Source organism: Nitrosomonas sp. ANs5, from assembly GCF_050584665.1.
GTDB lineage: Bacteria > Pseudomonadota > Gammaproteobacteria > Burkholderiales > Nitrosomonadaceae > Nitrosomonas.
On record NZ_JBEUDO010000024.1, the window covers coordinates 16,554 to 37,692 of the forward strand.

Annotated in this window: 22 protein-coding genes and 1 tRNA gene; 6 read left to right on the plus strand and 17 right to left on the minus strand. The window is 48.1% G+C overall.

What is annotated here, in order from left to right:
• Window positions 1-23: 23 nt before the first annotated feature.
• The 3 genes from fusA to rpsL form a co-directional block, all read right to left on the minus strand.
• Window positions 24-2,114 (minus strand): elongation factor G, encoded by a 2,091-nt coding sequence (gene fusA / locus ABTW62_RS07615; RefSeq protein ID WP_430903995.1) that lies wholly within the window; start codon window positions 2,112-2,114, stop codon window positions 24-26.
• 98 nt (window positions 2,115-2,212) lie between these two features.
• A complete protein-coding gene (gene rpsG / locus ABTW62_RS07620) occupies window positions 2,213-2,683 on the minus strand; it encodes a 30S ribosomal protein S7 (protein ID WP_430903996.1) in 471 nt (156 codons plus the stop codon).
• Window positions 2,684-2,733: 50 nt separating this feature from the next.
• On the minus strand, window positions 2,734-3,111 hold the full coding sequence (gene rpsL / locus ABTW62_RS07625) for a 30S ribosomal protein S12 (protein WP_090415676.1): 378 nt from the start codon (window positions 3,109-3,111) through the stop codon (window positions 2,734-2,736).
• 310 nt (window positions 3,112-3,421) lie between these two features.
• Here rpsL and ABTW62_RS07630 point away from each other — a divergent pair, with 310 nt between their 5' ends.
• The 4 genes from ABTW62_RS07630 (at window position 3,422) to ABTW62_RS07645 (ending at window position 6,834) form a co-directional block, all read left to right on the plus strand.
• The gene (locus ABTW62_RS07630; protein WP_430904015.1) at window positions 3,422-3,973 is read left to right on the plus strand and encodes a L,D-transpeptidase family protein; all 552 of its coding nucleotides are present in this window, start codon (window positions 3,422-3,424) and stop codon (window positions 3,971-3,973) included.
• A 924-nt stretch (window positions 3,974-4,897) separates the two neighbouring features.
• Window positions 4,898-5,140: a UDP-2,3-diacylglucosamine diphosphatase gene (locus tag ABTW62_RS07635; RefSeq protein ID WP_430903997.1), complete on the plus strand. Its 243-nt coding sequence runs from the start codon at window positions 4,898-4,900 to the stop codon at window positions 5,138-5,140.
• 27 nt (window positions 5,141-5,167) lie between these two features.
• Window positions 5,168-5,824, plus strand: a complete 657-nt coding sequence (locus tag ABTW62_RS07640) for a UDP-2,3-diacylglucosamine diphosphatase (RefSeq protein ID WP_430904016.1) — start codon at window positions 5,168-5,170, stop codon at window positions 5,822-5,824.
• Complete coding sequence (locus ABTW62_RS07645; protein WP_430903998.1) at window positions 5,821-6,834, plus strand: glycosyltransferase family 4 protein; 1,014 nt, start codon at window positions 5,821-5,823, stop codon at window positions 6,832-6,834. The genes ABTW62_RS07640 and ABTW62_RS07645 overlap by 4 nt, the downstream gene beginning before the upstream one ends.
• Window positions 6,835-7,129: 295 nt before the next feature.
• On the opposite strand, the gene ABTW62_RS07650 is transcribed toward ABTW62_RS07645, so the two are convergent.
• The 8 genes from ABTW62_RS07650 to ABTW62_RS07685 all read right to left on the minus strand — a co-directional run bounded on the left by ABTW62_RS07650 (window position 7,130) and on the right by ABTW62_RS07685 (window position 14,968).
• The gene (locus ABTW62_RS07650) at window positions 7,130-7,633 is read right to left on the minus strand and encodes a hypothetical protein (protein WP_430903999.1); all 504 of its coding nucleotides are present in this window, start codon (window positions 7,631-7,633) and stop codon (window positions 7,130-7,132) included.
• 146 nt (window positions 7,634-7,779) lie between these two features.
• Complete coding sequence (locus tag ABTW62_RS07655) at window positions 7,780-9,762, minus strand: c-type cytochrome (protein ID WP_430904000.1); 1,983 nt, start codon at window positions 9,760-9,762, stop codon at window positions 7,780-7,782.
• Window positions 9,763-9,927: 165 nt separating this feature from the next.
• Window positions 9,928-10,377: a copper resistance CopC family protein gene (locus ABTW62_RS07660; protein ID WP_430904001.1), complete on the minus strand. Its 450-nt coding sequence runs from the start codon at window positions 10,375-10,377 to the stop codon at window positions 9,928-9,930.
• 52 nt (window positions 10,378-10,429) lie between these two features.
• Window positions 10,430-10,993, minus strand: a complete 564-nt coding sequence (locus ABTW62_RS07665; protein WP_430904002.1) for an LPXTG cell wall anchor domain-containing protein — start codon at window positions 10,991-10,993, stop codon at window positions 10,430-10,432.
• Window positions 10,994-11,081: 88 nt separating this feature from the next.
• Window positions 11,082-11,654, minus strand: coding sequence for a hypothetical protein (locus ABTW62_RS07670; protein WP_430904003.1), 573 nt, complete (start codon window positions 11,652-11,654; stop codon window positions 11,082-11,084).
• A 225-nt stretch (window positions 11,655-11,879) separates the two neighbouring features.
• Entirely contained in the window at window positions 11,880-13,142 is a 1,263-nt protein-coding gene (locus tag ABTW62_RS07675; RefSeq protein WP_430904004.1) for a methane monooxygenase/ammonia monooxygenase subunit B, read from the minus strand.
• Window positions 13,143-13,967 carry a methane monooxygenase/ammonia monooxygenase subunit A gene (locus ABTW62_RS07680; RefSeq protein WP_090415883.1) on the minus strand — a complete coding sequence of 275 codons (825 nt, stop codon included), beginning with the start codon at window positions 13,965-13,967 and terminating at the stop codon, window positions 13,143-13,145.
• A gap of 185 nt (window positions 13,968-14,152) precedes the next feature.
• Window positions 14,153-14,968 carry a methane monooxygenase/ammonia monooxygenase subunit C gene (locus tag ABTW62_RS07685; RefSeq protein ID WP_090415882.1) on the minus strand — a complete coding sequence of 272 codons (816 nt, stop codon included), beginning with the start codon at window positions 14,966-14,968 and terminating at the stop codon, window positions 14,153-14,155.
• Window positions 14,969-15,444: 476 nt separating this feature from the next.
• On the opposite strand from ABTW62_RS07685, the gene ABTW62_RS07690 reads away from it, so the two are divergent.
• Both ABTW62_RS07690 and ABTW62_RS07695 read left to right on the plus strand, forming a co-directional pair.
• A complete protein-coding gene (locus ABTW62_RS07690; RefSeq protein ID WP_430904005.1) occupies window positions 15,445-16,494 on the plus strand; it encodes an L-threonylcarbamoyladenylate synthase in 1,050 nt (349 codons plus the stop codon).
• Between the two features lie 13 nt (window positions 16,495-16,507).
• The gene (locus tag ABTW62_RS07695; RefSeq protein ID WP_430904006.1) at window positions 16,508-17,266 is read left to right on the plus strand and encodes an HAD-IA family hydrolase; all 759 of its coding nucleotides are present in this window, start codon (window positions 16,508-16,510) and stop codon (window positions 17,264-17,266) included.
• 48 nt (window positions 17,267-17,314) lie between these two features.
• On the opposite strand, the gene ABTW62_RS07700 is transcribed toward ABTW62_RS07695, so the two are convergent.
• The 6 genes from ABTW62_RS07700 to ABTW62_RS07725 all read right to left on the minus strand — a co-directional run bounded on the left by ABTW62_RS07700 (window position 17,315) and on the right by ABTW62_RS07725 (window position 21,050).
• Complete coding sequence (locus ABTW62_RS07700; protein ID WP_430904007.1) at window positions 17,315-18,328, minus strand: peptidoglycan DD-metalloendopeptidase family protein; 1,014 nt, start codon at window positions 18,326-18,328, stop codon at window positions 17,315-17,317.
• A 75-nt stretch (window positions 18,329-18,403) separates the two neighbouring features.
• Complete coding sequence (locus ABTW62_RS07705) at window positions 18,404-19,072, minus strand: protein-L-isoaspartate(D-aspartate) O-methyltransferase (protein ID WP_430904008.1); 669 nt, start codon at window positions 19,070-19,072, stop codon at window positions 18,404-18,406.
• 184 nt (window positions 19,073-19,256) lie between these two features.
• On the minus strand, window positions 19,257-20,000 hold the full coding sequence (gene surE / locus ABTW62_RS07710) for a 5'/3'-nucleotidase SurE (protein WP_430904009.1): 744 nt from the start codon (window positions 19,998-20,000) through the stop codon (window positions 19,257-19,259).
• Between the two features lie 167 nt (window positions 20,001-20,167).
• Window positions 20,168-20,244 (minus strand) — tRNA-Pro (locus tag ABTW62_RS07715).
• Window positions 20,245-20,359: 115 nt separating this feature from the next.
• Window positions 20,360-20,764: a MerR family transcriptional regulator gene (locus ABTW62_RS07720; protein WP_430904010.1), complete on the minus strand. Its 405-nt coding sequence runs from the start codon at window positions 20,762-20,764 to the stop codon at window positions 20,360-20,362.
• A complete protein-coding gene (locus tag ABTW62_RS07725) occupies window positions 20,742-21,050 on the minus strand; it encodes an integration host factor subunit alpha (RefSeq protein WP_090415586.1) in 309 nt (102 codons plus the stop codon). The genes ABTW62_RS07720 and ABTW62_RS07725 overlap by 23 nt, the downstream gene beginning before the upstream one ends.
• Between the last annotated feature and the right edge of the window lie 89 nt (window positions 21,051-21,139).

Here is a 21,139-nt window from a genome sequence, read left to right on the forward strand (position 1 = left end):
CCTTGTTGTATACAGTTTTTACGCTATTTCTTATTGATGATTGTTTCAGCAACATTCTTAGGTGCTTCTGAATAGTGCTTAAATTCCATGGAATAGGTGGCCCTGCCCTGCGTAGCCGAGCGCAGAATAGTTGAATAACCGAACATTTCCGCCAAGGGAACTTCTGCTCGGATGACCTTGAATCCAGGTGTGTCATCCATGCCCTGAATGATACCTCTGCGCGAGGACAAATCTCCAACCACATTACCCATGAATTCGGCGGGTGTTTCCACCTCCACTGCCATCATCGGCTCCAGCAAAACTGGATTGGCCTTACGCATACCCTCCTTGAACGCTATCGACGCAGCCATTTTGAATGCATTTTCATTTGAATCTACATCGTGATACGAACCATCGAAAAGCGCTATTTTTACATCGACAACAGGATAGCCGGCCAGCACGCCATTACTCAGAGAATCATTAAGACCTTTTTCAACGGCTGGAATATACTCGCGCGGCACAACACCACCTTTAATTTCATCTATAAATGCAAACCCTTGCCCGGGTTCATTGGGCGCCATTCGCAGCCAAACGTGGCCATATTGACCGCGCCCACCACTTTGCTTGATAAATTTACCTTCAACCTCAACCTGTTTCTTGATTGCCTCTCTATAGGCAACCTGTGGCGCACCTACATTTGCTTCCACGCCAAATTCACGCTTCATACGATCAACAATAATCTCCAAGTGCAACTCACCCATGCCCGAGATAATTGTTTGCCCCGATTCTTCGTCAGTTCTTACTCTAAAGGACGGATCTTCCTGTGCCAGCCGATTAAGTGCCATCCCCATTTTTTCCTGATCAAGCTTGGTCTTGGGCTCAACTGCCACGTGTATCACCGGCTCAGGAAATTCCATTCTTTCCAGGGTAATCACATGCTCGGGATCACATAAGGTATCCCCAGTTGTTACCTCTTTAAGCCCGACCGCTGCCGCAATGTCCCCAGCTCGTACCTCCTTGATTTCTTCACGCTGATTGGCATGCATCTGGAGCAACCTGCCAATACGTTCCTTTTTACCCTTCACCGGGTTGTATACCGAATCCCCCGACTTCACCACACCCGAGTAAACACGGAAAAATATCAGCTGCCCCACGTATGGGTCAGTCGCAATCTTAAATGCGAGCGCCGCAAAAGGCGCAGCATCATCGGATTCACGCTCACCTGACTCACCGTCTTCGGTCACTCCCTGAATTGCGGGTACTTCCAAAGGTGACGGCAGATAATCCAGCACTGCATCCAGCATTGCCTGAACGCCTTTGTTTTTAAAGGCTGTGCCGCATAACATAGGTACAATTTCATTGCCAATCGTTCTTGCTCGCAGACCTTTCTTGATATCCTCTACAGACAAGCCACCCTCTTCGAGATACTTGTTCATCAGCTCTTCGCTTGCTTCTGCAGCGGATTCAACCATTTTCTCATGCCATAACTGAGCATCCGCCAGTTGGTCTGCCGGAATATCCCGCTCCTCAAAGCTCACTCCATTGTTCGCCTCATCCCAATGGATCGCTTTCATTTTAACCAAGTCAATCACACCAGCAAAGCGATCTTCGGCGCCGATAGGTAGCTGTATGGGCACAGGATTTGCTTTTAATCTCGTGATTATCTGATCATGCACACGCATGAAATTTGCGCCCGATCGATCCATTTTGTTAACAAACGCCAACCGGGGCACTTCATATTTATTTGCTTGTCTCCAGACTGTCTCTGTCTGAGGCTGCACGCCACCCACCGCACAGAACACTGTACAGGCACCATCCAGCACGCGCAACGAGCGCTCAACCTCAATTGTAAAATCTACGTGTCCAGGCGTATCGATAATATTGATCCGGTATTCCGGATAATTCCCTGCCATCCCTTGCCAGAAACAGGTGGTAGCAGCAGACGTGATTGTAATGCCACGCTCTTGTTCTTGCTCCATCCAATCCATTGTGGCGGCTCCGTCATGCACCTCACCTAATTTATGAGATACGCCCGTGTAAAACAAAACACGTTCTGTCGTAGTTGTTTTACCGGCATCAATATGAGCCATAATACCGATGTTACGATATCGTTCTAGCGGGGTTTTTCTTGACACAATCTTAAATCCTGGTTTTATTTACTTACAGTCTACAGTTTACTGAGCCCAACACAGCTGCTTTGCGAGCTTCATTCTTAATACGCAACAATCATGCCTCAGAATCTGAAATGCGAGAAAGCCTTATTTGATTCAGCCATGCGATGCACTTCTTCTCTTTTCTTGATTGCCGCGCCTCTATTTTCCGACGCTTCGATCAATTCATTGGCCAGTCTTTGGCCCATAGATTTTTCACTACGCTTACGCGCAGCATCACGCAACCACCGCATTGCCAGCGCACTTCTCCTCACCGATCTCACCTCCACCGGCACCTGATAATTCGCTCCACCGACTCGACGGCTCTTCACCTCAACCACTGGCCGAATATTCGATAACGCCAGCGTAAATACTTCTACCGGATCCTTTCCTGTCTTTTTTTCCACCTGATCCAGCGCACCATATATGATCTGCTCGGCAACTGATTTCTTTCCGCGCGTCATCAACACGTTCACGAACTTGGCCAGCTCGACATTATGATATTTTGGATCTGGTAAAATCTCTCTTTTTGGCACTTCTCTACGTCTAGGCATTCTTTACCTCTTGGTTATCTCTCTACCTGCGCCTGCTGCACGGCTATTTTTTATGCGCTTTTGGGTTTCTTGGATCCATACTTGGAGCGCGCCTGCTTCCTATCTTTAACTCCCGCCGTATCCAAACTTCCACGCACGGTGTGATAACGCACACCCGGCAAATCCTTAACCCTTCCGCCACGTATCAGCACCACCGAGTGTTCCTGCAAATTATGGCCCTCACCCCCAATATAGCTACTTACTTCATAGCCATTTGTCAGCCGTACTCTTGCCACTTTCCTCAACGCAGAATTTGGCTTTTTTGGCGTTGTTGTATACACCCTTGTACATACACCCCGCTTCTGCGGACAACTCTCAAGCGCCGGCACTTTGCTTTTTACCCGCTTCGCTTTTCTTGGCTTGCGTACTAATTGACTGATGGTTGGCATTTCGCTTCCTAATTATCCTTAATACTATTTCTACGATCCGATCTATTTTATACCGCGTTTGGCCGTGTTGATATTGCACTCACTTTGACAAGCTTCGCTAACGAGTTGCTATTTAGCCTGCTACTCGAGATATACTATTGTTCCCGCCCGTTTTTTACTAGGCGGCTAAAAAAGACTGTGAATTCTATGGCGTTATTTACCTGATGTCAAGCAAACGCATCGCTTATCTTGTTATAACGCATTGTGCTCTATTATCTTTATTATTCAGACTGGGTGACCTATTCTGCGCAAACTGACAACTTTGCCAAAAATGCACTTAATCGCTGTTATTTTTAGCTTAACGTTCGTTTTATTGTTTGCGCCTGATTGCAAAGCAGAGTCCGAGACGTGGATCATCGTTGATACCACCCAATTGCATTTGAAAGTGATGCAGAATGATAATGTCCGGTTACTTTTGGACAATATTTCGATCGGGCGTTATGGTGCTAGCAAGCAGCGAATGAAAGGCAGCAATCAAACGCCTATCGGCACTTTTCGTATTGGCTGGGTTAAACCCGATAGCCGTTTTTATCGTTTTTTTGGGTTTAATTACCCCAATCGCGAAGCCGCTGATCTGGCTTTGGCTGAAAATCGAATTTCGCCCAAAATTTGGCAAACTATTATCGATGCTATCGAAAGGAACGACATCCCTCCTCAAGATACTCCACTGGGGGGCTTCCTTGGGATTCATGGCATAGGCAGAGGGGATCGCCATATACACGCCATTTACAACTGGACCAACGGCTGTATCGCACTGACTAACGACCAGATAGATCAACTTAGTCCTTGGCTTAAGACTGGAATGCGTGTGGAGATTCACTGAGCATCTTTTTACAGCCGCTGACTAAGTCACGACTAGGTTTTTAGCTCTGCTTCGCTTCGTCGAGTCATAACTGCTGGTCCTTCTATCCTTTCTTGAATAATTTCACCCTCCTGTCGGGCTCTTTCCCTTTTCTCGTCGCTTTGCTCTGTCATATTACTTTTTGATACACAGCCACCAATTATATAGATCGGCCAGTCGAAATATTAGTCCCTCCCCACGCCTCTGCACTACATTCCTGCCTGTTTTCCTTTCTCGATTGCCAAAGTCTCGCGCCGTGCGTTTCTGATGGCGTTACTCGATTAATCGCGTGCCATACACCCTCATATAATGCTGTCAGTTTTATAGCCCCCCCCTTCTTCTGGGCTGCAACGTTCGGCTGACTGTCATCTGAATTTAATACGCCAGACATCTGTTCGTCATGTATTTCATAAAAAATGGCTGTTATTGCAGTGCGTTCAAATATTCGCACTAACTAGTTTGCAGGCGCAAGACATGAATGTATTTTCTCCAGATCATTTTCAGCCACTTTCCAAATCAGATGCGCTAGCGGGGCAGTTGTTCAATCTATCTTGTGCAACTATCATCGCTTGCCTTTCATATATGTCACGCTTTATAACCCTGCATCTTGGTGAAGTTTGTACTGCGCATCTATTACAGTTCGGCATTTTTGCCACACAAGTGAATCCATATCAAATATTAACGCCACGGCCATTACGGCCCAAATATCTTGTTAGTGCGTTTCGCGAACATAAATTGATTCCTACTTCGTTATCTTGTCGATCCACTCACACATGACTAACTATGCAAGATTCCCAGAGACCCTTTCTTCTCCTGGCATCCTCAATTCACAGCAACAGATCTACTCATGTTGACAACCCGTTTTTATTTAACAGCATGTGGTCTCAAAGACTTTATGGGGCATTCATGAACATTGCAAAATATCTGAGTCGCAACACGCTGACACCTTCAGATTTACCGAGTGAAGCACAGCACACCCAACCCGACACTTTGAAGCCTAAAGTGCGAACGGTTTTTATTTCAGACCTTCATTTAGGCACACCCGGCTGCCAGGCAACCGAGTTACTCGACTTTCTAAAAGCCTATCCTTGCGAACAGCTGTATTTAGTAGGTGATATTATTGACGGATGGCAATTACGCAGAGGATAGTATTGGCCACAAGCACATAACGATGTAATCCAGAAATTACTCCGTCGCGTGCGAAATGGTTGCAAAATTATTTTTATTCCCGGCAATCATGATGAATTCGCACGACAATTCCTTGGACATACCTTTGGCGGCATCGAAATACTGGAAGAAGCCATCCACCATACTGCCGATGGCCGCAAGTTTTGGGTGGTCCATGGAGATTATTTCGATGGCGTCATACAATGCGCTAAATGGCTCGCATACGCAGGCGACAATCTCTACGAATTTTCATTGAAACTGAATCGCTACCTGAACTCATTGCGAGCACGGCTAGGTTTGCCTTATTGGTCGTTATCCCAGTATTTAAAGTATAAGGTCAAAACTGCCGTCAATTATGTCACCTCCTTTGAAGAAGCCGTTTCCCATGAAGCACAACGCAAAGGACTGGATGGTGTCATCTGCGGGCACATTCATCATGCAGAAATTCGCCTAATCAATGGCATTCTCTATTGCAATGATGGAGATTGGGTTGAAAGCCTGACAGCGCTGGTTGAACATCATGACGGAAGCATCGGCTTGATCAGGTGGGGACAACTGCAAGGAGTTTCTGCCACTGAACTTTCACCCCCTGGCTCAATCCACAAAGCGCCCAGGCAGCTACCCGTCTCAGCAAAGGATGGAAATACCGATAGGGCATTGTCATGAGGCTCGCCCTGATTACAGATGCCTGGCAACCGCAAGTCAATGGTGTTGTCACTACATTGCTGGAATTAATCAAGGAACTTGAGAAACTGGATTATCAAGTTCGCGTTATCCACCCAGGACTATTCAAAACCTATCCCTGTCCAGGCTATCCTGGCATTGATCTTGCAGTATTCCCCAAAACATCCTTGAATAACCTGTTAATGGATTATAGGCCCAACGCCATTCATATCGCAACAGAAGGGCCATTGGGGTGGGCGGCACGCGCCCTGTGCAGGCAAGCTGACTGGCCGTTTACATCCGCATTTCATACTAAATTTCCAGAAATCCTGAAGGCTGCCACAGGCGTACCCACTACATGGGGTTATGCTTTTCTCAAGAAATTTCACCAATCTTCCGCTGGTGTCATGGTTCCTACCCAGTCTGTACTAAACGGCCTGCATGGCCGTGGATTTCGTAATTTAAAAGCCTGGACGCATGGGGTAGATATTGATTTTTTCACCTATCGTGACCGGCCCATTCAGGCGCCTATGCTAGGCAACATACCACGACCCATAGCACTTTATGTCGGCCGGATATCCTATGAAAAAAATATTGAAGCCTTTCTTGAAATGCAGTTTTCAAGCAGTAAGATAGTTTGCGGCACGGGGCCCATGGAAAGACATCTAAAGCGGGCTTATCCCAATGTGCATTGGCTAGGAATATTGCCTCGCACTGAACTAAGCAAGCTATATGCCAGTGCTGATGTTTTTGTCTTCCCCAGCACAGCGGATACCTTTGGACTTGTTTTGCTGGAATCCATGGCAACCGGCACACCTGTCGCATGTTTACCGGTCGATGGCCCACTAGAAGTCATCGGGACAAGCCAAGCTGGCGTCATGTCCCATGATTTGTCTGCTGCCACCCAGCAAGCACTTGCCATCCCTCGTGCGCAGGCACGATCCAGAGCCGAAACGTTCAGTTGGCAAGCTGCTACAAAATATTTTACCGAGTATTTGGTACCGTTCAAATAGGCCAGCCTCCAACGACAATGTTAGCCTATGTGAACTGGTGCACAACTTGGGTGATTTTATCAGATTCTAATACGCATCCGACTAGGACAAGTCAGAATAGGAGAGTCGGAACAATGATGGAAACGAGCAGACAGCTTTATACACATTATTAAGCTATTGGACTCTGGCTATACAGCCAGAGTCCTTATCAGGTTGAAATTTAATAATGCCGAGAAAATAGGCCTAATTATCAATCTATTGTTCTATCACAACCATTAAGACTGGATAGCTTAAGTCAAGGTAGGTTTTTGGTATCCTATTCATCCTCTTCATGGCTACCATGGTTATTATGATCATCGCCATGGTGATGATCATGGCCATGATGCTCATGCGCACTCTCTTCAGCAGTCGATTTCGACGCTAGCGGTGTAAAACGCGCGCCCTGTGTCTCATATCCTTCAAGCACAACGAATACCGAAACGACGGTCTCAGGGGTTATTCTGAATTCACCCGCCCCCTTCATTAAATTGCCAAATACCGGTGTAAGCGGTACTGATAATCTTTCCCCCGTTTCATCAAAAACATTTGCCTTGCCAGATCCACCTGCGGTGGGAATTTCATTATCCATGTGATCTGTCACATATAATTCCAACTCGCCGTCTTTAGCTACCAATTCGAGATGGAAGGGCCCAGCCATGCGTAATTGGCCGCCATGCGGCGCATCCACCGTTGCCAAGTATTCATCAGTGTGCCCCAAGGCTATATTTGGGATTGCAGTAGCCATTCCTAGAAAAATAGCAGCTAACAGAAAATTCTTCATCACAAATCCTTATCATTTATTATAAAAAATTTGGTCATTCGCTTTGCCTCTCCGGCAATTCAGCATGAAACAACATGTTCGAACATTACTTTCGGTTAACGCCACCTTATGCAAAACTTACTGACGGCGCCCGGCCATCGCCCGAATTAGTGAACGTGATCATCCGGAGGAGGCAATATCTCTCCCTCCTGATTCAGTTGGCTGAGTTGTCTAGTGAGCTGATTTGTGTCATCCCAGCCGCTTTCGTCCACAGCAGGGATCCATCTGGCACGTAAATAGCCATATCGATCTATCAGGTACTCCATATGATCTGGAATATTTCCCTCACCCAAAATATCTGGATGAGTCAACGTCCTTCTGAACAAAATATAGCTATCTCTAATTTCATGCCATCCCTCAGTCACCAAAGAATAGGAATGTTCCGACGCCAAAGCAGACAAAATCTCTCTACTATATTCATCCATTGGCACGGCAAGAATCTCGGTCTCAAGATCCCGCAGCTTGTCATGCATCTCGCTCAACTCTACCAATCTGTACTGTGAATCAGGCCAACTGAAAAAAACAAGCAATACGTTCGAGCGCCCTCGGTAATCTTTCAGTATGCCTGTCGAACCATCGTAGGTGGTAAATTGAAAGATGGGTGGCCCCATGGAAGGCCGGCCTGGAACAATGCTGGGACTCATGAGCCGCGCCTGATAACCGCGTGACATAGCATGAATATAATTAACCGTGTCCCACCGATCCTCTTCGGTTAAATTAGCCGCGAATCCCGGCATTCCGGTGTTAGCCAGCCCGTAACTAAGCCAATGAAAGAAATCACCCGCCGTATGCCGGGCGGTATGGGGTTCGGTCAGCAAATCTGCCGGCGGCGGATCGAAAGTCTTGGCTAGAATCCCGTTACCTGCCCCTTGTGGACCATGACAACTGGTACAGTTTTCGGCAAAATGCCTAGCACCATTCGAAATTGAAATGGCATCAAATGGCACCGGTGTACTCTGATAAGTTTCTGGGTAAGCATCGACAGCAAATTTTGGCAATGCAACAGCTATGGCGGTTGCCATCAAGGCTGATGGCAACAAAATTCTTTTTTTAGCGTCCCATTGATGCTTGGATCCCCACCAGATTGAGGCTATTCCCGCCCCCAGCATCGTCATGCCGATCCAGAAATAGAGCTGTACTTCGGGATCCTCCCACGTTGCCGCGATCGAGAACCTGAACGAATACGGCCAATGCTCAACCATTGCATGTTTGGCAGGCACGGTATTGGACAGTATCGTGGCAAACAATACCAGAAAGAGTGCCAAAATAAATTCGACTCGCACCCATTTTCTAAGTTTTGCTACCCCAGTACTCGGTTCAAGCACATTGCATTGCTCTACTTTCTGCTCAACCGTTAATGATGGCATCCATTTGGCAAAGAAGGAGGCTGCTGGTTTATCTGCCTTAGGTTGACTCAACTCATCGGACTGGATAGCCATTTGCTCAAATGCCGGCAACCATCTGGCGCGCGCTTTATACGCAATAAAAAGTATGACTGCCAACAAAGCCAGTTTTGTGTTTAGCAGCCATCCATAGGAACTGGCCACCAGCGCATGGTAATCATCCTCTATCATGCGATCGGTTATGATCAAACCAGTAATCATAATCACCAGCATTACTGGCAGCGCCACAGATGAAAACCTTCTCAAGCCCTCGATATTGAGAGTTAGCCGTTTCTTCTCGGGATCCGCCTCGCTCCTATCAAACACAATCAGCAAGAATGCAGGAAGCGCACCGAACCATATCCCAGCCAGCAGAATATGGATTGAGTAGATCGATACATATGTCAAAAAGTTTTCTTCAGCAGCAGAGTGGCTCACAAGCGCACCCGCAATCAATGGCAGTGCCGCGATGCCGGCACATAGCACATAATGCCATTTTGCTCTCTGACGTATGTATTGAAGGGCAACCGCCGCAGCCAGCAGCAGCACGGCAAACATGGCTCGAATCGCCCACATATGTCCCATATTGGTATGCTGAATGATCTCCAACCAGGCGCTTGGCCGCCATGTGTTAGCGTCATCACCTGTTGCTTCACCGGTTGTGGTGGCCAGAATTCCTACCAGGCCAATCAGAATGATTCCTGCCATCCAGGGAAATGCGCGTTCCAGCCGCGCAACCCAAGGATTCTCAAATAGAGCCCTGTGTCTGCCTGCGATTGCGAGAAAAACACAACTCCCAAATAAAACCAGATTGGCAACAAGCTGTGACCAACGAGCTAACGTCGCTAATATCTCTATCACTTTTATTCCGCTCTATTTTTTATTTTTAACGGTGAATTTATAATCTGAATCGACTACATGCCCATCTACCGACAACACACGAAACTTGACTGTATATTGTCCAGGCGCCAGTTCAGGCAGCTCGACAAATATCGACTTCGGATCCTCTGGATGAACTAATGGCTTTTCTGCTGTCATTGGATTGGCCTCCGCATCCAGAACGGTCAGCGATGCAAAGGCAGGCTCGATTTCTTCATTGAACCAGAGTCGAACTTGCTTGGGAGAAGTCGAAAGCATTGCGCGTCGAGCCGGTTCAGCTTTAACCAGGGAAGCATGCGCAAAAACAGCATTCGAATACGAAAGCAATGTTAGCAACACCAGTCCAAGCAACATCATGCTGGTCCATGCGGTTAAACGTGAATGAGTCGTTGTTGCGACCACTTCATTTACATTTCTTGTTTTCATTGCATATTTATTTTGCATATCTTTATTCCTGCTATAAATTTGACAGAACAATATTCGCTCTAAAAAATACTCAGGTCGTTTTTTCCTCGCCTTGAGCCTTGCCTTTCTTCATGAAGAAGAAGCCTGCCGCGGCAGCGACAGCAAGTGCACCCAGGATGAGTGGTAGATTCGATTTACCGCCTGTACCGACCGCGAATGGGAAACGTGACACATATTCTGTATCATTATCACGGACTGTCACCAATCCTACGAAGCTCCCTTCCGCTGGGAAGTTATGCTCAAATGTCACCGAGCCACTCGGATAAACCTTGGGCGGAATGTGGAATATCGTGATTTCATCCAGATTTTCCTCTGAGCCCGTGTCACGAATTATCCGTACTTCTGTTGTCATCGGTCGCAAGGCTTCATCGATGTAATCCAGCGCCACAATCGTTCGGCCAACATTCGGGATATCTTCACAGAACTCCTGTTCCTGCGTGCTTTCAGGCTGATACCCAGTAAAATGCATGGTGTAGGGGCCGACTGTCAGCTTGCACATGTCATCGGCCAGGGACAGACCACCATGGGCATGCACTTGCAGCGAGCAGGCCATCCCCAACACTAACGCCCCTATCCATTTACTACTGGATCTCATCCACTCCCTTATCATTATCAGTTACTCCTTACCAGTTTAAAAATCTCTTATTATATAACTATTTATATTATTCTTTTACGCGTTTTAACTATGTGCGACGAGAGCCAAACCATGCGCGCAAACGCCCCGATTGTATGAGTTTATAGATCAACCAGGATAACAGCAGCAATGCGATGACTGGACCTGTCCAGGCACGCGCGACCTTGCCATAGTCGACCATTTCCACACGCAGCCGATAGTGATAATTCAGGGGTGGAATGCCTTCGGCTGTCACCACAACGGAATAAAGCCCTTTATCCAGTGTGCCTATGCCACTGATAACACCATCAGGGTAATAATCGGCATTGATCTGGGTGACGGTTGCACTTTCGCCCGCGTCTTCCCGCATAACTTTCATGCTCACGGGCATGTTCCGCAGCGCCTGGTCGACCAGGTCGATGACCAGATAGGTGTCGCCGGCCATCGGGATCTCTGTGCAGTAGTGACCTGCCTGATCATATTGCGGCTGGTATGCACTCAAATGCACCATGTTTTCTCCTACCTGGCGCACGCAGGGGTCTTCTTCCAGCGAGACTCTGCCATGTGCGAAGGCTGTACCTGCATAGGTTCCTAAAACAAGAACGCAGGCCGCAATGGCTGATTTTATCGATTGTCTTACCACGACTAACCCTCCTGTTTCTCTCTCAACAAGGAATCACTGTCTTGCCTTGCCGTCAAGACTTTACTTTTCATGCTCATCATTCCCTTCTTTCCCCAAGGTCAAATTGAATATAAATTCGACATGCCAAAAGGGTCTTTGTTCCGATTTTCCATAAAAAAACCGGTACACCTCTGCCTTCCGACAGCGGTGTACCGGTATCTGCTTGGTTTACGACTCTAGTACAGCTTAGAGTTTAGTAAATACCGGAATAACCGCACCAGCAATACTGTTGATGTGGCGATTTCCTTCTTCATCCCAAGACATCAGCAGGCCACCAAAGCGGCTTTCCGGGTCACCCAGCAACGCCATCAAGCGTTGGATTTCCCATAATGCATCTTTGGCTTCCATTTTGACTTCTTTGGTTTCACCAGGTTGGATGGCAGACTCGTCATCAAACGTCAGGCCAACAGCTACCAATTCACGCGGGTAGTTTGGATCCAGATGTTTGCGGCCAACAGAGTTGACGAAACGGATGCCTGCAGTAGTGAATTCACCGAAGTTCACTGGTGCGTCGCCGTTGTTGGTGACTTCCATGGTGACTCGCAGTGCACGACCCGGTACGTCATAGTTGGCGTAGGTCACGCGAATCGCGACTGGATTCGGTGCTACGGGCAATGGTGCAACTTTGGATTCACCAGCCTGGATGGGCACGGTGTAGGGATGTTTGTTTTCCGTGTAACGGTAGCCACCCCATACCAAAGTAAGGGTAAGGATTGCCATGACCCAGGTGATTTTCTTGTCCATCGGATCAATCAACAGATCATCACCGTATGCCAGCAATACCCGGCTGCGTGGCAGGAACATCGGACGGGCAACAAAGATGCCAATCCAGAAGACGCCTATCGAGAACCACAGAATGTGCCAGAACAGGGCGTTCGACAAGTTGAAGGTTTCCGAGTCGATGGTTTCACCGGTCAGCAGTTTGAGCGGGTTGGTGAAATCATCCCAGCTTCCCGTGATGTTCATCCAGGCGCCTGGTCCAGCGATCGGGCCGGCGTCTTTCACGTTCAACATGGCGTGCATGTGATGGCGGCCAGGAATGCGGGCTCTCAGGTTGGCTTCAAATTTATAGTCACGACCGATTTGCAGGGGACCTGAAATAAACCAGGGGTGATCATTGATTTTGGTGCTGAGACGCACGAATACCGGGCTGGGGCTACCTACGTTGAAGAAGGCGCGATCCGGCTTGGCAGCTGCACGCGGCCAGTCTTCAGCCAAGTGGAACTTACCGGTGATGCTGGCATGTTCGTTGACTTTGGTGACTTCCGGGCCCCATTTCAGGTCGTACCATTGGACGGTACGCATCCGAAGGAAAGGTTCCTGGGAGCGCTCACCATGTGCCGCGACTGTGGACACATCTAATGTTACTGTCATGGCCAGAGCTGCCGCCGTGTAGGCGACGCCATAAAGGCCCATTACACTGCGCTTGTAAAGGTTCTTGATATCCATTTACTTGATCCCCTCTGGAAAGCCTTCTTCTCCGAATGCCGTAACGTCTTCCCTGTGAACGATACGTCCTCTTTTACCTTTGACATAGAAAAATGCCGTGCAAAAGACTTTTCCTAGATACCACCAAACCGTGAACATCAGCATGGATACGAATGCTGCAAAGAATGCGGCGATAACCGTGGTGTGTCCACCGAAGGTACGCAGCGAGCCTTGTTCGATCAGACGAGTGTATTCCGGCGTACCGGTACGGACGTACAGGTGACCCATGTAGTCAGCCATCGACAACAAGGTGCCTTCTACCACGATCGGCAGATGGGTCGGTCCAAAAATCGCCCAGTTGCCAGGATAGAACAGCAAGCCAAAGAAGCCGCCGCCAACCAGTGCTGTGATTAACCAGTTGCGGGTCAGGTACAGCGTGAAGTCCAGCATCAACGCGCCTGGCAGCATGATGCCAGGGGTAACGAAGTTGATGGGATAGTGTGACCACCAGTAGAAGCCCCAGTAACGGGTCAGCCACTCACCGATCAACAGGCTGATAACGCACAGTGTCGCACCAAACGGTTGACGGTAGTTTACCCACAGGTAGTACATGATTGCTGCACAGTAGGTAATCCCAACGATGGGGGTCACTACTGGCCACCATTGACGGTCTTTCCAGTCAAGCCAGAAATCCCAGTCACCTGCCAACAGCATGAAATGCATGTGGTAAGTACCCACCAGCAGTATTACCAGAATCGGAAAATATACCGCATCAATCATGCGTGACATGTGGATCGCTTCCGGCGGCATTTTGGCCGCTTTCAGGATCTCTTCGGTTCTAAACATACTCACATTGCCCTCCCTTTCGTAGCTTGTGATAGTAAATGTAACATGACGATTCCTCTATCTTTTTGAGTAAGGTACCGCATTGGCGACCAGCTGATCTCAAATCCCTAGAAATCAACTGGTCTGTTTCCTCTTCTCGTCGCCCAGACCGTAGATGCTACCGCCCCAGGCGAATCACGACCAGATTAGGCTACGATCCGGTTGTTGAGGATTTCTTTGCTTTGGTTATTCCAGATTACGTCAGTAAGGTTGGAATAACGGGTAACGATCTGAGCAGCAATGCCACCTTGGAACAGGCCAGCCCAACCCAGAATCACAAAGCCCCAGTGCAAGGGTGCGCTAAACAGTTCTTCCATGAACCAGAAAGCATGTCCCCATTCGTTCAGGCCAACGTTAGGCAGAATCATCAACGGTCCTGCAATGGCCATCACCAGCGGGAAGGAAATGCCACGGCTATACAGCGGCAAGCGGGTCATTGCATACAGGTAAGCTGCAATACCGCAAACGATGTACATCGGGAATGATCCGTAGAACACCACAACGTGGCTAGGCGTGAAGCTGGTGTCACGAATAATCACTTGGTGCCAGGATGCATCTTGCTCGGTGAAGAAGCTGCCGCCCCAGTAAACACCAAAGATGTAGACGCCAATCCACATCAACCAGTAGAAGTAGCGTTTGATTTCGAGCTTGGGATCAAGGTTGTCCAGTTGCTCTTTGGTATCACGCGTTTTCCAGATCCAGCCCCAGGTTACCAGTGCAAACAAAGGCATGATCGTCATGTGAACGCGCCATAACCCCATCCAAATACGGTCAAATTCAGGCTCCATGGAGTCCATGCCGTGCGAGTAAGCAAAGGTCCGTTGGTACCAAACCCAGAAAATCGCTACCAATAGCATGGTCGTCATCCCAAATTTGTACCATTTGGAATCGTACCACAACGACATGTCATAGCCTCTTTCCGAGGTCGACGATGCGCTGCTCGTTCCCATCGTAGTTGCCATCTCTATTCCTCCTGTTCACTACATTTTTGTTAGAAACAGTAATGAAAATCTCAGCTTTCATTACCTACCATCCCAATAACCCTGCAAGTTCCATGGTTATTGTCTGATACACTTCTTATTTTGTTCCAGTAAAGATAAACCCACCTCCACTAGACACAATCGAGAGGCTAGTCACCTTATGACTTTTAGTCAAGCCCTTTTTTCCTTACCTTGACCAGGGAATTACAAAAATAAAATAAATTCATAGAGTTTTCATTTACCCCAAAATGACCCGTTCCGAACCAAAAGCAGCCGATAGGGGTCTTTCTTGGATAGCAATCTCATTAATGTCCTTGTTTGCTGCATGGTTATAGCGACTTTGCTTTCGACGCAATGCAATTTTGCATCGCCTGACAGCGTCGAGTAGTTTAGAATGCCGGATCGGCAATAGATGAAGATATTTCGTTTCTATAGATTAATTATAGATCTCGCTTGCAATGTTTCTTGACGAACTGCGATCCTCTGAATACGACCCGCCTAGTGATGATGACTTTGCGCGCACGGCCTTGAGGCAAATTGAGCTTGCCGCCAACCATTTGCGCAGCGGTCAAATCGTTGCATTTCCCACTGAAACGGTTTATGGATTAGGCGCGGATATTTCCCATCCGCAGGCTATTGAGAAAATCTTTAAAATCAAGGGACGACCTAGAAATCACCCATTGATCGCGCATTTTTCAGACTTGGCTGACCTTGAATATTGGGCATCCGAAATACCCTCTGCGGCTTGGTCGCTGGCTGAATATTTTTGGCCAGGGCCATTGACACTGATATTGCCCAAGAGCGATCGTATTCCCGCAAATGTCACTGGCGGCCAGGACACTGTCGGCTTGCGCATCCCACGACACCCCGTTGCACAGGCCCTCCTGCGGGCACTCGGCACCCGCAGGGCAATCGCTGCGCCTTCGGCCAATCGTTTCGGTCATCTGAGCCCGACCTTGGCCATTCATGTGCGAGAAGAATTCCATAACGAGATCGGTATGATTTTGGATGGAGGTTCGTGTGAAGTTGGGTTAGAAAGCACCATTGTGAGCTGTATTGGCGAGACGGTTACGCTATTACGGCCGGGCGGTATTTCCGTAGACGCGATCGAAAATCTGCTCAAACAAAAAATACTTAATAACCCTCTTAGACATCCCGTGCGCGCACCCGGAAGCTTGCCTGCACACTACGCCCCCGATACGCCACTTGAAATCTGCGCAACCAGCAGCGCTCTTTGGGCGCGTGTAAGATGGTTTCAGCAGCAAGGTTTGCGTACAGCAATCGTTACGCACACTCCCCCCCCCGGCGCGCATCAGGAACAATCTGACTTTATTCTGATGCCGGATAATCCTGTCACATACGGCAAAATGCTTTACGCCACAATGCGAAAACTTGATCGCCTGGGTTACGACCAGCTTCTAATCGAGGCGCCGCCGAACAAGCTTGACTGGCTCGCCATAACTGACCGCTTGCAACGAGCAAGCTATCACTACCTTAATAAAACTTAACCACCATATCACTGTGACTTTATCGGCTATTTTATTTGATGTGGACGGCACGCTTGCCGACACGGAACGAGACGGGCATCGCCTCGCATTCAACCAGGCTTTCAAGGAATTTCAACTGGATTGGGAGTGGACTGTAGCGCTCTACGGGGAACTACTACAAATTACCGGCGGCAAAGAAAGAATCCGGCACTATCTTGGCACGCATGCCCCGCATTTACTCGCCAGGCATGATCTTGACGAATGGATTGCCGCCATCCATCAAGTCAAAACCAAATATTTTGTTGCTTTATTAGAAGCCGGGAAAATCCCACTGCGGCCGGGCGTCGAACGTTTGATCCAACAGTTACGCTCGGAAAACATCAAGATCGCCATTGCCACCACCACGACGCTTGAAAATGTCACTACCTTACTTAAATGCACGCTAGGAGAAGATGCAGTCGGGTGGTTTGACGTTATTGGTGCTGGCGATATCGTTCCCCAAAAAAAACCCGCGCCGGATATTTATCACTGGGTACTGAATCAACTCGATTTACCAGCCGAAGCATGCCTTGCAATTGAAGACTCCGAGAACGGATTATGCGCTGCCCTGGCCGCAGGCCTAAAAACCATCATCACAGTCAGCGAATACACGCGCTCACAGGATTTCAACGGTGCAATTATGACACTGGCAAATCTGGACACCACTACCGACTTACGGCACGCAAAACCAGAGCACCTATCCGAGACAGGCGTGGACGTTAAGCTTTTACGGAATCTGGTGGCCGCAAGCTAATGCGATTCGATATTATACACTGGCCTACCGGCGTCAACGGATCTGCTATCAGCGATTTGGCAGAAAACCAAGCGGATCTACTGGCTTACCTCGTTCTCGGATTTCGAAGTGGAGTTTGACAGCACCACTGTCAGTGTTTCCCATTTCTGCTATTTTCTGCCCCCTGGAGACCTTTTCACCCTCATGGACCAGGACTTTGCTGTTATGCCCATAAGCACTCAAATATGTTTCGTTATGCTTGATGATCACCAAATTTCCATAACCCCGCAGACCACTGCCACTATACACAACTGTGCCTGCAGCAGAAGCCAGGACTGGTTGGCTGAGGCTCCCGGCAATTCCCACCCCCCTCGTTTTCTCGGAGAATTTGTTTACAATTTTTCCACCGGCAGGCCAAGCCCAATTGATACCACCACTATTCTTGCTCCCTGACTTTTTCTCGGTTGCCGTCTGGCTGGCTGCTGCAGCCGGCGCCTCAGCCTCTTTATCTGCCGGCTTAACTTTAGCCTGCTTGCCTAACTGACTCGCAGCGGCTTCAGAATAAGCCAGCATGGCGCCTTTAGGTTCGGTTTTAAGCAAAGTCGAGGATTGCTCATTAGTAGATACCATCGTCTCCAGCTGATAACTGCCCCCCTCGGGTTGCTGCACATAGCCTGGCTGGGATATTGCAAAAAGTACTGGCCGATCACTGGATTGTTCCTGATCACTCACTTGTCCCTCTTGACCAGAAGCATATAGCTCTATTTCTTGACCAACTCTGAGTACTGTAGGATCAAATATTCTGTTCCTTTCAGCCAACTGATTGACATCAAGCCCATATTTGAGCGCAATACCGTATAGTGTATCCCCTCTTTGCACGATATAGATGCGCCTGCCGGATTGATCGGTGAGCAGCCTACCGGGCATCGCCTGATAGCGACCGAATTCGTGCTCAACAACGGGAACAGGATGTGGTTTCGAAACACAGGCATTCAGCAACAAGCCCGCAATCAACGCCAAACCATGCTGCAGCCTGAAGCCGGTTTCAATTCTGCGACGAAAGAATTTAAATCCAATTATCATGAATGCTTTTCAGGAATAAATATCAAGATGCTTCATAAAACTAGCCAGCAATAGCATGAGCGCGTTTCATGTCCGTTACCTATTGACTACTCCTGGAAGGATTGGAACAAATCTAACTTCATCCAGTATCGTTTCTATGTATCCTTCGTGAGTATGATCGATTACACATAAATTTTGTTTCCTACTACCCTTCGGAAAAATCATGCGACCACCTACCGCCAATTGCTTTAACAAAACCTCGGGAATTGCTGGGATAACCGCCGTTAGCATAATTCCATCAAAAGGAGCCGCCTCTGGCAACCCTAACATACCATCAGCATGTTTCATAACAGCATTGCATACACCCAATTCCCGCAATCGTATTCTTGTACGCGTCAATAAAGGGCCAATCCGTTCAATAGAGTAGACCTCAGATGCGATCTTGGTCAGAACTGCGGTCTGATATCCACAGCCCGTTCCAATTTCCAGCACTTTTTTTAATGGTTCGCCACCACTTCCTCGCAGCAATTCCGACATGCGCGCGACTGTCCACGGACTGGATATTGTCTGACCGTAATTGATAGGCAAAGCCACATCTTCGTAAGCTCTGGAAGCCAACGCCTCTTCAACAAAAAGATGACGTGGGATAAGATTCATTACGGTCAGTATCACTTCATCTTTAATACCCTGTTCTCGCAAACGCTCGACCATACGAATACGCGTTCGCTGAGAGGTCATACCAATGCCAGATTGACGCACACTCACGCACCCACTCCCCTCTGTTATTATTTTATATTAGCCCAAGCCTGAAAAATCCTAGCATCCATTATAAGTCGGGGAGCACATACGGCGGCTCTATAATAACAAAGCAGGTCACGCCATCCAACAGATCAGCCATGCGGCAACCATCATGCTGTCGAATAATCAATCCGTCATTCAAAATCGGCGCTCATAATGCCAGCCAATTTTTAACATACCCGACCTGATCATAGCGTGTTAAATCTATCTGTAAAGGCGTAATCGATACCCGGTTATTTTGTAGCGCAAAAAAATCCGTTCCCTCACCGGCATCTTGCGCCGCCCCTGCAGCACCGACCCAATACACCGCATCCCCTCTCGGGGTCTGGGATTTGATAACACCTTCCGCCTTATGGCGTCGCCCCAGTCGCGTCACTTCTATCCCTTGCAACTGCTCGTAGGGTATATCGGGGACATTGACATTGAGCAGAATCGGCACATGGAACCTGTTCTCTACAAATCTTTTCACAAGATTCAGCACAACCCTTGATGCCGTGGAAAAATTTCCCCGCGAAACACTGACTAATGAAACCGCTATGGAAGGCAAGCCCAACAGAAATCCTTCGGTTGCAGCAGCAACGGTACCTGAATATATCGTATCGTCGCCCATATTAGCACCGTCATTAATCCCCGAGATCACCATATCCGGCAATACATCCAGCATCCCTGTCACGGCCAGATGTACACAGTCCGTCGGTGTGCCATTAACGTAGTAAAAGCCATTATGTGATTTACGTAGACCAAGCGGGCGATCGAGCGTCAGCGAATTACTTGCGCCACTGCGGTCACGCTCCGGCGCAACCACAGTTATTTCTGCGATATCGGCAAGCACGTCAGCAAGATTAGCGATACCTGGCGCAAAATACCCATCATCATTACTGAGCAATATGCGCATTTAACTAGCCCTCTGGAAAAGTTCATAAAGTAGTCAACCAGACTGACAGTGCTTACTTTTCAGTAAGCACTCTGTGCTCATTCAAATGGAAGGAAGAAACTATAAAATGCCAATTCAATAGAAATTGGCATTCTCTATTTGATCAAATGACTGCCAATTGATCTGATTGGTCGGGGCGAGAGGATTTGAACCTCCGACCACTTGCACCCCATGCAAGTACGCTACCAGGCTGCGCTACGCCCCGTTACTGTTCATTATAGCAAACAAGACCAGACTAAGAAATCTGTTGTCGATGCAACCACGCTAAAATTGTTCTGCAGCTTGGCCTTTAAAGATTTGTCCGAACGCTTTAGCAGCGGTTATTTGGCCTCAAGCAAAGCAATGATGCGCTTTAATTCTTCTCTGAGCGCTGTCACATCCACGCCCCCAGAACAAGGTCTGGAAAATTCCATCGGCGCACCGCCTTGCACGGATAAGCCATCCACTTGTCCCTGCAAGCCATGTATCAGATGATTGCGTGCGCCACTTATGGTAAAACCGTAGTCGTATAATAACTCACGTATCCGCCGGATAAGAATGACCTCCTGATGTTGATAATAGCGACGATTACCCCGACGCTTTATCGGTTTCAACTGCGCAAACTCTTGCTCCCAATAACGCAGAACATGCGGCTTCACATTACACAGCTCACTCACTTCCCCGATGGTGAAATAGCGTTTCGCCGGTATCGGCGGAAGCACATCACTTGGCTTCAGATTTTCCATGGTAATTCATTTCTACCATAGACTTCAGTTTCTGACTGGCGTGAAAAGTCACTACGCGCCGCGCCGAGATCGGAATCTCTTCCCCTGTTTTCGGGTTGCGCCCCGGGCGCTGCGGTTTGGTTCTCAACTGAAAATTGCCAAATCCTGACAACTTCACACCGTCGCCATTTTGCAATGCAAGACGCATTTCTTCATAAAATGATTCGACTATTTCCTTCGCTTCCCGTTTGTTCAACCCAACATTTTCAAACAATAAATCAGTCAACTCTGCTTTAGTTAACGCCATATTCACCCCTTAGATAGAGAATAAATGCTCTTCTTCAAATATTCTGTCCCGCAAAAATCCGATTGGCAGCGACAGCATGCAATAACTGC

What these genes read in the sequence shown, in the direction of transcription:
- rpsG (WP_430903996.1), bottom strand. Translation starts at nt 2,683, where the DNA reads ATGCCTAGACGTAGAGAAGTGCCAAAAAGAGAGATTTTACCAGATCCA.
- rpsL (WP_090415676.1), bottom strand. Translation starts at nt 3,111, where the DNA reads ATGCCAACCATCAGTCAATTAGTACGCAAGCCAAGAAAAGCGAAGCGG.
- ABTW62_RS07630 (WP_430904015.1), top strand. Translation starts at nt 3,422, where the DNA reads ATGCACTTAATCGCTGTTATTTTTAGCTTAACGTTCGTTTTATTGTTT.
- ABTW62_RS07635 (WP_430903997.1), top strand. Translation starts at nt 4,898, where the DNA reads ATGAACATTGCAAAATATCTGAGTCGCAACACGCTGACACCTTCAGAT.
- ABTW62_RS07645 (WP_430903998.1), top strand. Translation starts at nt 5,821, where the DNA reads ATGAGGCTCGCCCTGATTACAGATGCCTGGCAACCGCAAGTCAATGGT.
- ABTW62_RS07650 (WP_430903999.1), bottom strand. Translation starts at nt 7,633, where the DNA reads ATGAAGAATTTTCTGTTAGCTGCTATTTTTCTAGGAATGGCTACTGCA.
- ABTW62_RS07655 (WP_430904000.1), bottom strand. Translation starts at nt 9,762, where the DNA reads ATGGCAGGAATCATTCTGATTGGCCTGGTAGGAATTCTGGCCACCACA.
- ABTW62_RS07660 (WP_430904001.1), bottom strand. Translation starts at nt 10,377, where the DNA reads ATGCAAAATAAATATGCAATGAAAACAAGAAATGTAAATGAAGTGGTC.
- ABTW62_RS07665 (WP_430904002.1), bottom strand. Translation starts at nt 10,993, where the DNA reads ATGAGATCCAGTAGTAAATGGATAGGGGCGTTAGTGTTGGGGATGGCC.
- ABTW62_RS07675 (WP_430904004.1), bottom strand. Translation starts at nt 13,142, where the DNA reads ATGGATATCAAGAACCTTTACAAGCGCAGTGTAATGGGCCTTTATGGC.
- ABTW62_RS07680 (WP_090415883.1), bottom strand. Translation starts at nt 13,967, where the DNA reads ATGTTTAGAACCGAAGAGATCCTGAAAGCGGCCAAAATGCCGCCGGAA.
- ABTW62_RS07685 (WP_090415882.1), bottom strand. Translation starts at nt 14,968, where the DNA reads ATGGCAACTACGATGGGAACGAGCAGCGCATCGTCGACCTCGGAAAGA.
- ABTW62_RS07690 (WP_430904005.1), top strand. Translation starts at nt 15,445, where the DNA reads ATGTTTCTTGACGAACTGCGATCCTCTGAATACGACCCGCCTAGTGAT.
- ABTW62_RS07700 (WP_430904007.1), bottom strand. Translation starts at nt 18,328, where the DNA reads ATGATAATTGGATTTAAATTCTTTCGTCGCAGAATTGAAACCGGCTTC.
- surE (WP_430904009.1), bottom strand. Translation starts at nt 20,000, where the DNA reads ATGCGCATATTGCTCAGTAATGATGATGGGTATTTTGCGCCAGGTATC.
- ABTW62_RS07720 (WP_430904010.1), bottom strand. Translation starts at nt 20,764, where the DNA reads ATGGAAAATCTGAAGCCAAGTGATGTGCTTCCGCCGATACCGGCGAAA.
- ABTW62_RS07725 (WP_090415586.1), bottom strand. Translation starts at nt 21,050, where the DNA reads ATGGCGTTAACTAAAGCAGAGTTGACTGATTTATTGTTTGAAAATGTT.